Origin of the sequence: Nocardioides sp. Root190 (genome assembly GCF_001428565.1) — a bacterium.
In the GTDB taxonomy this organism is placed as follows: Bacteria; Actinomycetota; Actinomycetes; order Propionibacteriales; family Nocardioidaceae; genus Nocardioides.
In genome coordinates this window covers 56,957-72,166 of record NZ_LMIA01000014.1, presented here as the reverse complement: position 1 = coordinate 72,166, position 15,210 = coordinate 56,957, and the positions used below count along the sequence as shown (strand labels likewise).

The following is a 15,210-nucleotide window of genomic DNA, read 5'->3' as shown; positions in this document are numbered from 1 at the left end:
TCACTTCCCTCCGAGAAGCAGTCCGAGCAGGTTGAGCTCCTGCTTCTCGCTCAGTCCGGTGGCGCTGGCGCCCTTGGGCTGCAGCAGTCCACCGAGGACGTCGTTGAGTCCGTCGAGAAGACCGCGCGGCGCCGAATCCTTCGGTGCGGCGGGAGTCTTCGCCGGCTTGGCGGCCGCCGGCTTGTCGCCCGGCGTGACCGGCAGCAGGCCCAGGACGGTGTCGGGGTCCACGACGTAGTGGGCACGGAAGTAGTGCGACAGGCCGTCGTGACCGTTGGTGGTCAGCGCCCAGAACCGGATGTAGTCGAACAGGTGGTCCCGGTTGCGGGTGAGGGCACCGGTGACCTCCTGCAGGCCGGACGTGGTGGTGGCGAGCCCGCCACCGGACTCCCGCACGTCCTTCGCGACGGGCGCCGCAGCCTTGAGCAGCTCGTCCGCCTTGCGCATCACCGGTTCGGACGTGGCCAGGGCCGGGTCGAGGACGTCGGAGAACGCCCGCAGCTCCTCGGCCAGGTCGGGCAGGGCATCGGTGAGGGGGCGGAGCTCCTTGAGCGTCGGCGCCGTGTCGTCCGCGGCGGCACGCAGGTTGCCCAGCGTGGTGCGCAGCACCCGCAGCGTGCCGGGGAGCTTGGCGAGCGTGCGCTCGAGCTTGACCTGGCGCTCCCGCACAGCGGTCAGCACCGTGTCGGAGGAGTCGACCAGCTGGTCCATCGCCTCGCCGTCGCGGGTGGCCAGTGCACTGGCCACGGGCTCGAAGTTGGTGATCAGGCGGGCGAGGAGCTCGTTGTGCTCGTCGAGCACCGACGCCATCGCGGTGACGTCCTTGAGGCTCGGGGACAGCAGCTTCAGGGTCTCGTCGACGTTCTCGCCGTTGCCCTGCAGGCCCTCGCCGAGCGTGCTCACCAGCGCGCGGAGACCGTCGCCGGTCGGCTGGTCGACGGTGTTGAGCACCTCGTCGAGCCCGACCGAGGTGGCCGTCTGCTCGACCGGGATGACCGTGCCCTCGGCGAGGAGCGGGGCGTCGGGGCTGCCGCGGTCCAGGTCGACGTACCGCTCCCCCAGCAGGCTGACCGGCCGGATCGTGAGCTTCACGTCCTCGTGGAGCGGGCGGGCCTCCTCGTCGAGGTCGAGGCCCACCTCGGCCACACCGTCCTCGACCGTCAGGCTCTTGACCGAGCCGACGACCACGCCGTCGATCTTGACCTGGTTGCCCTCGACGAGGGGCGCTGCGGAGAGGAACGTGGCGCGGACCATCTCGTCGTCCCTGTCGCTGCCCAGCTGGGTCGCGACCCCCGCGACTCCTGCCGCGATCAGCACGGCCACCAGGGCCGCGCGACCGACGTCGCTCATCGCGTTCATCGCATTCCGCTTCCGTAGGCGTCGGTCCACGGCTGCCCCACCGGGGCACCGGGGTCCGGCGTCAGGTTCTGGGTCACTCCCGGACCGGGGGTGCCGGTCGGGTTGGGGATGACGCTCTCGAGCCCGGCCTGGATCAGGAACCGGGTGTAGTGGCCCTGGTTGTCGCGGTTGCCGGCTGCCGAGCCCCAGTTGGTGGCCCAGCCGGCGAGCTCGGGCGTGTACGGCCGGAGGAAGTCGATCACCGGGGTGAGACCCGTCATCGCGTCGTCGGCGTCCGGGGCGGTCGCGGTGCTGCCGTCGAGGAGGCCGGGCGTCAGGCCGAGCAACGTCGACAGCTGGTCCAGGGTCGGCCGGAGGTCGCCGACGGTGGGACGCAGGTCCTGCAGCAGCGGCCGCAGGTTGCGCGACACCGACGTCAGGCTTCCAGTGGCGGGAGCCAGGTCCTCCAGCAGCGGCAGGGTCACCTCGACGGTGCCGGGGACCCGGGCGAGCGTCTCGTCGGCCTTCTCCAGGACCGGCGGCAGCTTCTGCAACGTGCTGCCGACACTGCGCTCCTGGGCGGCGATGGTGGCCGTCGCCGAGGCCAGCGAGCTCACCACCTGCTCGAGGCTCTCACCGCGCGAGCCGAGGATCTTCATCGTGTCGTTGAACTGGACGACGATCTGCTTGATCGCCTCGCCGTCGGTGTCGACCTCGCGCAGCACCGCGCCGAGCTCCTCCAGCGCCGGACCGGCCGCCTGCAGGCTGGCGTTGGCGTCCGCCTCGCGCCCATCGAGGGTCTCCTGCAGCCGTCCGACGAGCGAGGACAGGTGCTTGCGGGTCGGTGCGTCGAGCGCCGAGAGCACGGAATCGAGCTCGACGGGCTCCCGCTGGACGCCCGCGAGCATCGCGCCCTCGGGCAGCTCGGGGTTCTTGTCCGCGCCGTCGACGATCCGGACCAGGCGCTCGCCGAGTGCCGCCTTCCAGACCACCTCGACGGTGGCGCCGTCGTGGAGCGGGCCGAACTCGTCGTCGAGCGAGAGCTCGACCATGGCCTTGCCGTCACGGACCTCGATGCCCGTCACGCTGCCGGCCTCGTAGCCGTCGTACATCACCGAGCTGCCGATGAAGAGGTTGCCGGCGTTGGGCAGCACCGCGCTGACGCGGTACCCGTCGCTCTGGTCGAGGGTCACCACCGCACCGGCCACCAGGGCGATGCCGAGCACGCCGATCGCCAGTCCGGGTCGGATCCGGGGTCGAGTCCTGCTCATCAGTCCATCCCCAGCGGGCCGGCGGAGTCGCCGGCCAGGAACTGCCGGACGAACGGGTTCTCGGAGTTGAAGGCGGAGTCCGCGTCGCTGTAGTGGACGGCCTTGCCCTTCCAGATCACGCCGACGTAGTCACTGACCTTGCGAGCCGTGCGGATGTCGTGGGTGACCACCATGTAGGTGCCCTTGTGCCGCTCGTGCATGTCGAGGATGACGTCGTTGAGCAGGCTGGTGCGCACCGGGTCGAGACCCGAGTCGGGCTCGTCGAACAGGACGATGTCCGGGTCGAGGATGAGCGCCCGGGCGAACCCGGCGCGCTTGCGCATGCCGCCCGAGACCTCGCTGGGGAGCTTGGCCGCGGCCCCTTCGAGGCCGACCTCCTGCAGGCGGTCCATGACCATGTCGCGGACCTCGGACTCCGGGGTGTCGGTGTGCTTGCGCAACGGGAAGGCGACGTTGTCGAAGATGTTCATCGACCCGAACAGGGCGCCGTCCTGGAAGAGCACGCCGAACCGCTTGCGCAGCTCGTAGCGCTCGGGCTTGCTGATGTTCCAGATGTCCTGGCCGAAGATCAGGACCTCGCCCTCGTCGGGCTCCAGCAGACCGACGAGGTGCTTGATCAGGACGCTCTTCCCCGTGCCGGACGGGCCCAGGATCGTGGTGATCGCGTCGTCGACGAAGTTCAGGTTCAGGCCGGTCAGGATGTCGTACGGTCCGAAGCTCTTGTGGACGTTGCGGACCTCCATCGAGTGCTGGTTGCCGGAGGTCCCGGCAGGAGTGGCGGAGCCGAACGGTGCAGCGGCGTCGGGGAGGGGAGCAAGAGTGGTCATGTGGAGTTCCTCTGCGTGAGGTGCGGACGGGAGCGTGCGCTAGTTGCCGATGGGCGCATTCGGCGAGAGGCCCCAGAAGAGCTGGGTTCCGAGAGCCCCGATCATGTGGATCAGGACCATGTTCAGGACCATGGATCTGGCGGTGTTCTTGCCGACCTCGACTGATCCCCCACGAACGGTGTAGCCGTAGTAGCAGGCGACGAACACGATGGCCGTGCCCATCGTCATGCCCTTGATCATCGAGTAGAGGAAGTCGAGTGGGTTCTGGTAGAGCCAGAAGATGTACATGTGCCCACCAGGCGACACCCCACCGACGTAGTAGACCGTCACCAGGATCTCCCCGAGCGACATCATCGCGAGGCTGACGGCGTACAGGAACGGCATCGCCAGCCAGGCCGCGACGACGCGGGTGCCGACCAGGTAGCTGCGGGAGTCGACGCCCATCACCTCGAGGGCGTCCACCTCCTCGGCGATCCGCATCGACCCGATCTCGGCGACCAGACCGCAGCCGATCTTGGCCGCGAGGATGTAGCCCCACATGTAGGGAACCAGCTCGCGGACCGCGCACCAGGCGTTGAAGATGCCGGAGTAGATCGGCGCACCGACCTGCTTGAGCGTGTAGATCGCCTCGGTCCCGCACACCGTCCCGACGACGAACTGCATCGCCCAGATGATCAGCGCGCTGGACAGGACGAGGATCGCCGCCTGGCGGACCACCTCGGTCCAGTGGATCCGCACCTCGGGGAGGCTGCGGGTCACCTCCCAGGAGAAGCGGAGGATCTCACCGCCCGTCGTCAGCGCGGCCCGGACCGACCCGGCCGCGCTGGACAGCGAGAGCTCGCTGTCCTTGGGCGTCGGTGCGCTCGGCCGCTCGGCGGCCGGCTTCTCGGGAGTCGTTGTCATCGTTGCGCCCCCACTACTTGAAGACCTGCATCTCGGGGTTGAGCCCGAGCAGGATGTTGGTGAAGACGACGTTGACGATCCAGATCAGGGCGAAGGCGATGACGACCGCCTGGTTCACCGCGCGGCCCACGCCGATCGCGCCGCCCTTGGCGTACATGCCCTTGTAGCAGCACACGACGCCGATGATCAGGCCGAAGAGCGTCGTCTTCACGACGCTCCCCCAGATGTCCGGTGTGGTGAGGTTGGCGAACAGGCTGTTGTAGAACGCCCACGGGTTCGCGCCCAGGATCGGCACCGCCGCGATGAAGCCGCCGAGCAGGCCGAAGCAGAGGGCGATGATGTCCATCAGCCCGGTGATGATGGTGACCGCGACGATGCGCGGCAGGGCCAGCGCCCGGATCGGGTCGACGCCGAGGACCTCCATCGCGTCGATCTCGTCGCGGATCCGTCGGGCGCCGAGGTCGGCGGTGATGGCCGAGCCGACGACCCCGGCGACCACCATCGCGTTCACCCAGGGGGCGAACTCACGGATGCTGGCCATGATGAAGAAGGAGCCGAGCCGCTCCGGCATGCCGAACAGCGCGTAGATGTTGCCGCCCTGCAGTCCCGGTGCGCCGAGTCCGAAGAACGTGCAGGACACGGCCATCGGGATCCAGCACTGCTTGAGGATCTGGAACATCTGGTCGACGGTGTCGTGCCAGTAGTCGAACGGTCCGCGTACGGCCATCCAGATCACGGAGCCCCCGAGCTTGGTCATCTCGCCCAGCTCGGCCACGCCGGCTGCAAGAGTTCCTGGAGCCGGAGCCTTGCGTGTCGCATTCCCCATGAATGGTTCACCGCCTGCCTCGGTTGAAGTCCTGCACAACCTTTCAGCGACGTGTGACCCGGGACATAGTCCCAGGTCACAAATCCCACTCACGGTTTTGTCAGCGGTTAGCAACGCCAGGGCGAGGGCGCTGACCTAGCGTCGACGTCATGCCGCAGACCTCACGAAAGAACGCGCCCGCGCCCGCGCCAGTCCCTGTGCCGGTGGGCCGGATCGACGTCCCGAACGCCGTCCGTGGCGCGTCGACGGGGTTCAGCATCCTGCTCATCGGTGGCTTCCTCGCACCGATGCTGACCCTGGTCTCGACCCTGACTGCGGGGATCTGGCTGGCGCTGGTCGCGATCGTCGCCTTCGCGATCGCGGCACGACGTAGTCAGCGGGCCGGCATCCCCGCCCTGCACGGGATCTTCGCCGCGCTGCTGTCCTACGCGCTCGTCCTCCCCCTGCTCCTGCCCTTCGAGCAGGGCCGCGACCTCCAGCAGATCGCGCAGACCGCGCTCACCGCGGTGATCGTCGGCGCGATCACCGGAGCGGTCGCATCACGCCGTGTTGTCGTGAGCAGCCAAAGGCCCCGCAGGACTCTGGTGCGCAGGACCGGTCCGGTCCGCCGCGTCGGTGCCTAGCGTGCCGTGGGACCACATCCCACCAGCACAGGAGTGACGCCCATGTCCTCACCCGTCGCCATCGTCACCGGCTCCGCCAAGGGCATCGGCCTCAGCATCGCCCATGAGCTGTCCGTTCGCGGCTACCGCGTGGTGATCTCCGACATCGACGCCGCTGCCGCCGAGATCTCGGCCAAGGAGCTCGACGACGCGATCGCCATCCCCTGCGACGTGCGCGACGAGGACCAGGTCAAGGCACTGGTGGCCGACACCGTCGCGCACCACGGCCACCTCGACCTGATGGTGCCGAACGCCGGCATCGGTGTCGTGGCGCCGATCCTCGAGACCGATCTCGCGGCCTGGAGGCAGGTCACCTCGGTCAACCTGGACGGGGTCTTCCTGTCCCTGCGCTGGGCAGCACCGGCGATCATCGCCTCCGGCGGCGGCTCGATCGTGTCCATCGCCTCGGTCAGCGGTACGACGGGCACGCCCCTCATCGCCTCCTACGCCGCTGCCAAGGCAGCGGTCATCAACCTGACCAAGACCGCCGCGATGGAGCTGCGCCCGCACGGGGTGCGGGTCAACGCCGTGCTGCCCGGGTTCATCGGCACCGACCTGGTCACCGAGGCGGCGCCCGAGTTCGAGCGGTACCTCGGCATGGAGGCCGGCGCCTTCGGACAGGTCATCGAGACCAAGCAGGGGCGCTTCGGCTCGCCGGACGACGTCGCGCGGGTGGTCGGCTTCCTCTCGGATCCCGCGCAGACCTGGATGACGGGGACGGCACTCACCCTCGACGGCGGCCTGACGTCCAGCCTGATCTGAGGCCCGTTGTCCGCCGTGCCACGATGGGCCGGTGACCCCGAGCATCCTCTGGTTCCGGCGCGATCTCCGGCTCGGCGACCATCCCGCCCTCCTCGCAGCGGCGGATGCCGGACCGGTGCTCCCCCTCTTCGTCCTCGACGACTCGCTGCTGGGACCGTCCGGACCTGCGCGGATCGCGTTCCTGGTCCAGTCCTTGCGTGCCCTGGACCAGGACCTGCGCCAGCACGGCCCGGGCCTGGTCGTGCGCCACGGCCGGCCCGAGGACGTCCTTCCCGAGCTGGCGCGCGAGATCTCGGCCGGTGCAGTGCACATCAGCGCGGACTTCGGGCCGTACGGCGCCCAGCGCGACGAGGCGGTGGCCCGGGCCCTCGGGGACGTGCCGCTGGTGGCAACCGGGTCGCCGTACGCCGTCGCGCCGGGTCGGGTCGCGACCGGGAGCGGCAGCCCGTACAAGGTCTTCACCCCGTTCTACAAGGCCTGGGCGGGGCACGGCTGGCGGGCGCCCGCCGAGTCCGACCCCGCTGACGTCGAGTGGGTCGGCGCCCCGTCCGAGGACCTGCCGGACGAGCCGGACCTGGGCGAGGTCGAGCTGCCCGAGGCCGGCGAGGCCGCCGCACTGGCGCGCTGGCGGGAGTTCCACGGCACCGACTACGAGGACATCCGCGACCGCCCCGACCTCGACGAGACCTCCCGCCTGTCGACGTACCTGCGCTGGGGTGCCATCCACCCCCGCACGCTGCTGGCCGACATCGACGCCCGCAACCCGCACCAGGAGACCTACCGGCGCGAGCTCGCCTGGCGCGAGTTCTACGCGCAGGTGCTGCACCACTGGCCGGACAGCGCGCGCGACTACTTCCGCCCCGAGCTCAAGGGGCTCCCCTACGTCCAGGGCAAGGAGCTGGACACCCGGCTCGCGGCGTGGAAGGCCGGCCGGACCGGCTATCCGATGGTCGACGCCGGGATGCGCCAGCTGCTCGGCGAAGGCTGGATGCACAACCGGGTCCGGATGATCGTGGCGTCCTTCCTGGTCAAGCACCTCCAGGTCGAGTGGCAGCACGGGGCGGCCCACTTCATGGAGCAGCTCGTCGACGGCGACCTCGCCAGCAACCAGCACAACTGGCAGTGGGTCGCCGGTTGCGGCACGGACGCGGCGCCGTACTTCCGGATCTTCAACCCGATCACCCAGGGCGAGAAGTTCGATCCCGACGGCGAGTACATCCGGCGCTGGGTGCCGGAGCTCGCCGGCCAGAGGGGCAAGGACGTGCACCAGCCGTGGCGCTCCGGACCGCCCGAGGGCTACCCCGACCCGATCGTCGACCACGCCGAGGCCCGGGCCGAGGCGCTCGAGGCGTACCAGTTGCTGCGTCGCCACGGATGAGGACCAATCCGCCCGGCCGGTCGCTGACGAAGGAAGAGTGATGGTTGACGTGACGACACCCCTGCCCGGCACCGTGCCTGCGTTCACGGACGCGTACCTGCCTGCCCGACCCCGTGCGATCGCGCTCGTGCTCCACGGGGGCGCCGAGACCAACGAGGAGCCAGTGGGCGGCCGCAGCCTGTCCTGGCGTCGAGGCCGCGGCCTGGCCCGGCAGATCTCGCCGATCCTGGTCGCCGACGGGATCGGCGTGGTCCTCCTGCGCTACAAGCTGAAGGGCTGGAACGCCGGGCCGGGCGGCCTGCCCTCGCCCGTGCCGGACGCCCGCTGGGCACTCGAGGAACTCCGCTCCCGCCACGACCTGCCGGTGGTCATCGTCGGTCACTCGATGGGAGCGCGCACCGGTGTCGCCGTCGCCGACGACCCGGCGGTCCGCGGCGTGGTCGCCCTCGCACCGTGGCTGCCGAAGGACGAGCCGATCGACCCCCTCGCCGGCAAGTTCCTGCGCGCCGCCCACGGCCGTTCGGACAAGATCACCTCCGCCCGCGCGACCCGCGCCTACGTGGAGCGCGCGAGCGCCATCGCGGATGCCGACTTCACCGACATGGGCCGGGTGGGGCACTACCTCCTGCGGCGCGTCCCGCTGTGGAACGCCGTCGCCGTGGCGAGTGTCCGGGAGATCCTCGTCGGCGTGTGAGCCACCGGCCCACGGGACCGGCTCAGGCCGCGGTGGTGTGCTCCGGGCCGGCGTCGCGGGCCAGCGAGATGAGCCAGGCGATCGGCGAGGCCGAGCGCGCGTCGTACTGTCCGGCGCGATGCCACGCACGGAGGTACGTCGTGCGGCACACCTGTTCGGCAGGCTCCGGCGCCCCGGCTGTCAGGAGCGCGAACCGGTAGACGTGGTGCGAGGTCTGGTCGTAGAACGAGGCGAACGCGTCCCGGTCGCCCCGGGCAGCGCGGCCCAGCAGCGTCTCCGGATCGGCTGTCGTGCTCATCGGTCTCGGCTCCTGCGATGTCGGATCGACTGATCGGACAATAGTTAAACACACTACGTGAACTGACTGTTTAGATTTATGATGGCAGACATGGACCACCCCGACACCCCAGCGCAGGACGACCCCGCCGGCCTGAGCATCGGGGACCTGGCCCGGGAGGCCGGCGTGAGTCCCGCGGTGCTGCGCATGTGGGAGACCCGCCACGGGTTCCCGGTCCCCCAGCGACTCACGAGCGGCCACCGCCGCTACACCACGGCCGACATCGGGCTGGTGCGCCAGGTGATCCGCCGCCGCGACGCGGGGATCCGCCTCGAGGCCGCCATCGCCGAGGTCTCCGCGACCGGCGCCCCCGCCAGCCCGTCGGTGTACGCCGAGCTGCGGCGACGCCACCCCTCGCTGCCCTCGCACCGCCTGCGCAAGTCGACCCTGCTCGCCCTCTCGTGGGCGATCGAGGACGAGTGCTGCGCGCTCGCCGAGCGCCCCGTGCTCTTCGGCGCCTTCCAGCGCGCCGAGTTCTACCGTCCCGCCGCAGCCCGCTGGCGCGAGCTGGACCGCGTCGCCCGCAGCACGATCGTCCTCGCCGCCGACTGGGGCGACTCCACGGACGACCGCGGCCCGCTGCGCGCCACCCTCGCGGAGGACGCCCCGATGCGACGCGAGTGGGCGGTGGTCTGCGACGCCGTCGACAGCACCGCGTGCCTGACCGCCTGGGAGCTCCCCGGCCAGCACCGGGTCCCCGATCTCGATCGCGTCTTCGAGGCCGCGTGGACCCTCGACCCGGTCGTCGTGCGCGACGCCGCCCGCGTCGCTGCCGGCGTGGCCGGAGCAGCCGGCGTCGTGTCCGCCGGCGCCCTGATCCAGGACCTCGCCGAGGCGCCCGCCCCACGGTCGGCGGGCTCGCCCGACGGCACCGCGCTCTACAGCCGCGTCGTCGCGTACGTCGACCGGATGGCCCACTCAGCCCACCTGAGCCCACCTGAGCCCACCTGAGCCCACCTGAGCCCACCTGAGCCCACCTGAGCCCACCTGAGCCCACCTGAGCATCGGACGCGGGCGGAGGCTCCGCGGCGCCGGCAGTCCCCGCCCCTAGTGTTCACCCATGAACTGGCCCGTTCCGACGTCCACCCTCGGTTGGATCATCTTCGGGCTCGACATGGTGCTGCGCCTGATCGCGCTCGGGATCATCCCGGGCAACCGGAAGCCGTCGACGGGCATGGCCTGGCTGCTGCTCATCATGGTCGAGCCGATCGTCGGCTTCTCGATCTTCCTGCTCTTCGGCCGCACCCGACTGGGCAACCGGCGCATCGCCCGCCAGCGCAGCGCCTCCGCAGCGATCCGGGAACGCGCCGACAAGCTGCCGTTGTCCTTCGACACCTCGCGACTGCCGCCCCACATCGCCCGCGTCGCGGGCCTCAACCAGCACCTCGGCGCACTTCCCCTGACCGGAGGCAACGAGGTTCAGCTGTGGCCCGACTACGCCGGCGTCATCGAGGAGATGGCCCGCGAGGTCGAGCGGGCACGCAGCCACGTGCACGTCGAGTTCTACATCACCGCCTGGGACGAGGTCACCGACCCGCTCTTCCAGGCGCTGGTGCGCGCGACGAAGCGGGGCGTCGACGTACGCCTCCTGTTCGACCACCTGGGCTCCCGCGGCCTGCCGAGCTACCGCGCGATGCTCAGGAAGCTGCGCGACACCGACATCGAGTGGCACCCGATGCTGCCCATCAAGCCGCTCAAGGGCCGGTTCCGCCGCCCCGACCTGCGCAACCACCGCAAGATCCTCGTCGTGGACGGCAGCGTCGGCTTCACCGGCTCGCTCAACCTCACCGAGCCCGGCTACAACAAGCCGAAGAACCACCGGCTCGGGCGGGAGTGGGTCGAGCTGATGGTGCGTCTGGAGGGCCCGGTCGTCGGCGGGCTCAACGCGGTCTTCGCCTCCGACTGGTACGTCGAGACCGGCGAGGTCGTCGAGCTGGTGCCCGTCTTCGGCGAACCCGACATCCGTCCCGACGAGCTCCTGGACGTGCCGTGCCAGGTCGTGCCGAGCGGGCCGGGCGTCGTCGCGGAGAACAACCTGCGGATGTTCACCACGCTGATCTACGCCGCCACCAGGCGGATCTCGCTGACCTCGCCGTACTTCGTGCCCGACGAGTCGCTGTTGTACGCCGTCACGACGGCCGCCGAGCGTGGCCTCGACGTCGAGCTGTTCGTGAGCGAGGTGTCCGACCAGTTCATGGTCGGGCACGCGCAGGCGTCCTACTACCGCGCCCTGCTGGAGGCCGGCGTGCGCATCTTCCAGTACCCCGCGCCGTACGTCCTGCACGCCAAGCACTTCACCATCGACGACGACGTCGCCGTCATCGGTTCGAGCAACATGGACATGCGTTCCTTCGGCCTGAACTACGAGATCTCCTTGATGCTCCCGGACCCGCACCTGGTCACCCGGTTGCGCGAGGTCGAGGACGGCTACCGCTCGATCTCACGGGAGCTCACCCTCCCCGAGTGGGAGAAGCGCCCGGCGCGCACGAAGTACGTCGACAACGTCATGCGGCTGACCGCTGCCCTCCAGTAGCCGCACCAGAGACCCTCGTCCCGAGGTCGTGGTCACAAAGAACCACCCCCGGGAATCCAACGCCCAGACCTGCCCCACGGCCATTGCTCCCGCCCACTGCGACCCCCGATGCTCGAAGCACATCGTCATCTCGGACATGAGTGGAGGACCCCATGAGCGCACTTGCCTACACCACGGTCGAGGAGTCTCCCAGGGAGCGTCAGGCCGGCCCGCGTCTGACGCCGGAGCTGGAGGCAGCCGTCCTCGAGATCGCTGCATCGGAGCGCGCCCTCGACGACCTGCTGACCCGAGCCGACCGCCTGCACGACAGCAACATCCAGCACGACCCGGCCTCCTGCCTGGTCTGCTTCGGCAGCCGCTGACCCCGAGCAGTCGCGGCGGCGCACCACGCGTCGAGTGGGGCGGCGTGGCACCGTCGCGGCGTCGGTCTGCCTCGGCGACCATCGTTTCCGAGGGGCACCGGATCGGTATGCCCAGCGCTTTTGCGGGCACCAACAGCCCATGTACATCGGACTTGGCATCGTGCTCCTCGTCCTCGGCCTCATCCTGGCCCTGGACGTCATCACCGTCGACCTCGAGTTCATCAACGACGACAGGCTGGGCATGATCCTGATCGTGGCCGGCGTGCTCGCGATCGTGCTGTCCCTCGTCATCGCCCCGCCGTGGCGCCGCGACCGCGTGGTGCGTGACGACAGCCCCATTCGTTGAGCCTCGACATGAGCACCCTGCCCACCGGACGTCACGCTCGACGACGTCCGCGCCTCGATCTCGCCGCAGAGGCCGAAGGCCTCTGGTTGGTTCTCGGCATCATGATCGTGCTGGCCGTGGTCGTGACCTTGGCGCTGTGACCACTGCCTTCACGGGCAGGATGGTGCCATGAGCCCTCACGACGTCCTCGGAGGGCGCTACGAGCTGGAGCGAGCGATCGGTCGCGGCGGCAGCGGCGAGGTGTGGCAGGCCCGGGACCGGGTCCTGGGGCGGGCCGTCGCCGTCAAGGTCGTGGACGTCCCGGCCGCGGACGACACCGTCGTCCGCAGGTTCCGGCAGGAGACCCGCGCGGCCGCAGCCCTGAGCCATCCCCACGTGGTCGGCGTCCACGACGCCGACGTCGAGGACTCCCACGCCTACTTGGTCATGGAGCTGCTGCCCGGACCCACGCTGGCTGCACTCCTGCGCAGCGAGGGCCTGCTCGACCACGAGCGGGTGGTCGAGCTCGTCGCACAGGCCGCTTCCGGGCTCGAGGCGGTGCACCGCGCCGGCCTCGTCCACCGCGACATCAAGCCCGGCAACCTGGTCCTGGACCAGCACGGCCAGGTGAAGGTGGTCGACTTCGGGATCGCCCGCCTGGCCGAGTCGACCGGCACCCAGGTGACGGCGAGCGGCACGGTCGTCGGCAGTGCCGGCTACCTCTCACCGGAGCAGGCAAGCGGCGGGCCGGCCACACCGGCCAGCGACCACTACGCGCTCGGGTGCACGCTGATGACGCTGCTGACCGGCGAGCCTCCGTTTGCCGGGGAGCACCCGCTCGCCGTCCTGCGCCAGCACATCGACGAGGCGCCCCCGCGCGTGCGGGACCGCCGGCCCGACGTACCCGTCTGGCTGGACGACCTGGTCGACGACCTGCTGGCCAAGGACCCCGCCCGACGGCAGCTCGGCGTCGCCGCGCTCCTCGCGAACCGAGCAGTCACCGCGGGCACCAGGGTGATGCCGGTCGTCCCACCGCCCGCTGCCCCGCGACCCGATCCCCCGCCTTCTGCTCCCCCGCGCTCCCGGGTGCCCCTCGCGGCCATCGCCGTCGCGGCCGCGGTGCTCCTGGCTCTCGTCCTGCTCGTGGTCGTCCTCCTGCAGGGTGACGACGGCGACGACCCGGTCGACGCTGCCTCCGACTCGACGAGCGCCCCGCAGTCGCCGACGACCGAGGCGAGCGAGACACCGACGAACTCTCCTCCGGCGGCGACTCCCCCTGCGTCGACCCCCTCGGACGACGCCGAGCCGGAAGGACAGGACGACCTCACGACGGCGATCGCCGAGCTCCGTTCCGCCATCGACGACTCCGTGGCCTCCGGCGACCTGGACGGCAAGCTCGCCGAGGACCTCACCAAGAGGCTGGAGGACCTGGACAAGGCGGTCGAGGAGGACAAGCCCGGCAAGGGCATCGACAAGGCGCTCGACGACCTCGAGAAGAAGCTCGGTGACGGCGTCGAGAAGGGCGAGGCGTCAGCCGACGCCGTGGCGCGGATCAGCGCTGCAGTCGAGCAGGTCCGCTCGGTCGCCTGAGCTCCGTCGCTCAGAAGCCGATGAGCTCGAGGTGCAGCGCTCGGACCTCCACCGAGCGACGTTGTCGTCGGTGGAAGCGGACGTCGCCGTTGGGGAGCCAGGTGTGGTCGTAGGTGGTGTCGTGGATGAGGTGGTGGTGATGGGAGCAGAAGCAGACGCCGTCCTCGACGCTTGTTGGCCCGCCTTGGCTCCAGGGGACCTTGTGGTGGATCTCGCACCAGGCGGCGGGGATGGTGCAGCCCTCGCCGCGACATCGGCGGTCGCGTAGCCGGATTGCTCGTCGTTGGTGGGGGCGGTGGAGGCGGGCGGTGCGGCCGATGTCGAGGGGTTGGCTGTCGGTGCCGAGGACGGCGGGGATGATCTGGGCGGTGCAGGCGAGTCGTCGGGCGTGGCTGGCGCTGATGGTGTGGGCGTCCTCGCCGGTGATCATGTCGGCGGTCGCGAGGTCGGTGCGGAGCTGGTCGAGGGTCATGGTGACGATGACGGTGGTGGGTTCCCCGCCGTGTTCGGGGAGCTGGTCGGGGTCGAGGTGTTCGAGGAGTGCGGCCAGGGCGCGGGCGTAGGCGCGGTGCTGCGGCACCCTCTTCTCGCCAGTGGTGCCGTTGTCCTGGCCCGAGTGGCCCTGCTTGCGTGGTGAGGTGTGGGCCTGCAGGTAGCGCTTGAGTCGTTCGGTGACGGTGGTGGGCAGGAGTCCCCGGATCCGGGTGAGTCCGTCGGGTTGGTCGTGGAACTTCAGGGACGCTGTTGCGTACGCGCGGCGTTCTTCTTCCTCGAGTCGTCGGGCCTCTTCGGCTTCGGCGATCTCGGGGGCGACGACGTCCAGCAGTCGTCGGGCCAGGCGTCGCAGCTCGAGGGGGCGGAAGTCGGCGGCGAACGTGACCAGGGTGGCCTCGGCATCGAGGGCGACCTGGGCGGGCAGGTGGGTGGGCAGGTCGTCCAGGGCGTTCGCGATGACCCGGGCCTGTGCAGCGGTGAGGTGTCCTCGACGCATCGCTGCGGCCAGCTGGGGTCGGTGGTCGAGGTGCTGAGCGAGGGTGGTGTCGGCGCGGGCGGTGGCGGGGTCGGTCCGGGTGGCGTGGGACACCCACGCGGACCGGTCGCGGGCACCGGACTCCTGGCCGATGTCGTCTGCTGCTGCGAGGACCCGGAGCCGTAGCTCGGTGAGCTGGGCCTCGGCCTGGGCGAGCTCAACCAGGGCGGTCTGCTTGTCTGCGGTGTCCATGAAGACCGGCTGGACCTCGCCCACCGCAGCGAGTGCCGCGCGTACCTCGTCCACGCATCCCAGGATCGGGTGGGTGCGGGTGGCGGTGGCGACGGACATCCGGGGGCTCCTCGGGCAGGCACGACAACAGGGTTGTCGCCCTCCAGGAGGCACCGGTGGTGCAGCGACTCCACACCCGGA

Annotated in this window: 17 protein-coding genes; 10 read left to right on the top strand and 7 right to left on the bottom strand. The window is 70.4% G+C overall.

Translation table 11 applies throughout. The features are described 5' to 3' along the window. Genes ASE01_RS23090 through ASE01_RS23070 form a run of 5 tightly spaced genes read right to left on the bottom strand, consistent with a single transcriptional unit; the run spans window position 1 to window position 5,096 of the window. Entirely contained in the window at window positions 1-1,359 is a 1,359-nt protein-coding gene (locus ASE01_RS23090; RefSeq protein ID WP_056758485.1) for an MlaD family protein, read from the bottom strand. Beyond that, complete coding sequence (locus tag ASE01_RS23085; protein WP_056758483.1) at window positions 1,356-2,609, bottom strand: MlaD family protein; 1,254 nt, start codon at window positions 2,607-2,609, stop codon at window positions 1,356-1,358. Before ASE01_RS23085 ends, ASE01_RS23090 begins: the two co-directional genes overlap by 4 nt. Further along, window positions 2,609-3,436 carry an ABC transporter ATP-binding protein gene (locus tag ASE01_RS23080; RefSeq protein WP_056758480.1) on the bottom strand — a complete coding sequence of 276 codons (828 nt, stop codon included), beginning with the start codon at window positions 3,434-3,436 and terminating at the stop codon, window positions 2,609-2,611. The genes ASE01_RS23085 and ASE01_RS23080 overlap by 1 nt, the downstream gene beginning before the upstream one ends. 39 nt (window positions 3,437-3,475) lie before the next feature. Next, complete coding sequence (locus ASE01_RS23075) at window positions 3,476-4,339, bottom strand: ABC transporter permease (protein ID WP_056758477.1); 864 nt, start codon at window positions 4,337-4,339, stop codon at window positions 3,476-3,478. Window positions 4,340-4,352: 13 nt separating this feature from the next. Further along, window positions 4,353-5,096, bottom strand: a complete 744-nt coding sequence (locus ASE01_RS23070; RefSeq protein ID WP_056758861.1) for an MlaE family ABC transporter permease — start codon at window positions 5,094-5,096, stop codon at window positions 4,353-4,355. 218 nt (window positions 5,097-5,314) lie between these two features. Here ASE01_RS23070 and ASE01_RS23065 point away from each other — a divergent pair, with 218 nt between their 5' ends. From ASE01_RS23065 to ASE01_RS23050, 4 genes are read left to right on the top strand one after another with little or no spacing between them, the layout of a single operon-like run. Further along, window positions 5,315-5,788, top strand: coding sequence for a hypothetical protein (locus ASE01_RS23065; protein ID WP_200958991.1), 474 nt, complete (start codon window positions 5,315-5,317; stop codon window positions 5,786-5,788). 42 nt (window positions 5,789-5,830) lie between these two features. Further along, window positions 5,831-6,589, top strand: coding sequence for an SDR family oxidoreductase (locus ASE01_RS23060; RefSeq protein ID WP_056758474.1), 759 nt, complete (start codon window positions 5,831-5,833; stop codon window positions 6,587-6,589). 31 nt (window positions 6,590-6,620) lie between these two features. Continuing rightward, window positions 6,621-7,967: a cryptochrome/photolyase family protein gene (locus tag ASE01_RS23055; RefSeq protein ID WP_056758471.1), complete on the top strand. Its 1,347-nt coding sequence runs from the start codon at window positions 6,621-6,623 to the stop codon at window positions 7,965-7,967. A gap of 40 nt (window positions 7,968-8,007) precedes the next feature. Further along, the gene (locus ASE01_RS23050) at window positions 8,008-8,661 is read left to right on the top strand and encodes an alpha/beta hydrolase (RefSeq protein WP_235536180.1); all 654 of its coding nucleotides are present in this window, start codon (window positions 8,008-8,010) and stop codon (window positions 8,659-8,661) included. A gap of 22 nt (window positions 8,662-8,683) precedes the next feature. On the opposite strand, the gene ASE01_RS23045 is transcribed toward ASE01_RS23050, so the two are convergent. Continuing rightward, on the bottom strand, window positions 8,684-8,959 hold the full coding sequence (locus ASE01_RS23045; RefSeq protein WP_056758468.1) for a sigma factor: 276 nt from the start codon (window positions 8,957-8,959) through the stop codon (window positions 8,684-8,686). 90 nt (window positions 8,960-9,049) lie between these two features. On the opposite strand from ASE01_RS23045, the gene ASE01_RS23040 reads away from it, so the two are divergent. The 6 genes from ASE01_RS23040 (at window position 9,050) to ASE01_RS23020 (ending at window position 13,808) form a co-directional block, all read left to right on the top strand. Continuing rightward, on the top strand, window positions 9,050-9,949 hold the full coding sequence (locus tag ASE01_RS23040) for a DICT sensory domain-containing protein (protein WP_056758465.1): 900 nt from the start codon (window positions 9,050-9,052) through the stop codon (window positions 9,947-9,949). A 109-nt stretch (window positions 9,950-10,058) separates the two neighbouring features. Then, window positions 10,059-11,531 carry a cardiolipin synthase gene (gene cls / locus ASE01_RS23035; protein WP_056758462.1) on the top strand — a complete coding sequence of 491 codons (1,473 nt, stop codon included), beginning with the start codon at window positions 10,059-10,061 and terminating at the stop codon, window positions 11,529-11,531. Window positions 11,532-11,683: 152 nt separating this feature from the next. Next, window positions 11,684-11,893, top strand: coding sequence for a hypothetical protein (locus ASE01_RS23030; protein ID WP_056758459.1), 210 nt, complete (start codon window positions 11,684-11,686; stop codon window positions 11,891-11,893). Between the two features lie 139 nt (window positions 11,894-12,032). Then, window positions 12,033-12,239, top strand: a complete 207-nt coding sequence (locus ASE01_RS23025) for a DUF6458 family protein (RefSeq protein WP_056758457.1) — start codon at window positions 12,033-12,035, stop codon at window positions 12,237-12,239. 8 nt (window positions 12,240-12,247) lie between these two features. Further along, the gene (locus ASE01_RS25465) at window positions 12,248-12,379 is read left to right on the top strand and encodes a hypothetical protein (protein WP_268789705.1); all 132 of its coding nucleotides are present in this window, start codon (window positions 12,248-12,250) and stop codon (window positions 12,377-12,379) included. Window positions 12,380-12,407: 28 nt separating this feature from the next. After that, window positions 12,408-13,808 (top strand): serine/threonine-protein kinase, encoded by a 1,401-nt coding sequence (locus ASE01_RS23020; protein ID WP_056758452.1) that lies wholly within the window; start codon window positions 12,408-12,410, stop codon window positions 13,806-13,808. A 10-nt stretch (window positions 13,809-13,818) separates the two neighbouring features. On the opposite strand, the gene ASE01_RS23015 is transcribed toward ASE01_RS23020, so the two are convergent. Further along, window positions 13,819-15,129, bottom strand: coding sequence for an HNH endonuclease signature motif containing protein (locus tag ASE01_RS23015; RefSeq protein ID WP_056758450.1), 1,311 nt, complete (start codon window positions 15,127-15,129; stop codon window positions 13,819-13,821). Window positions 15,130-15,210: the final 81 nt, after the last annotated feature.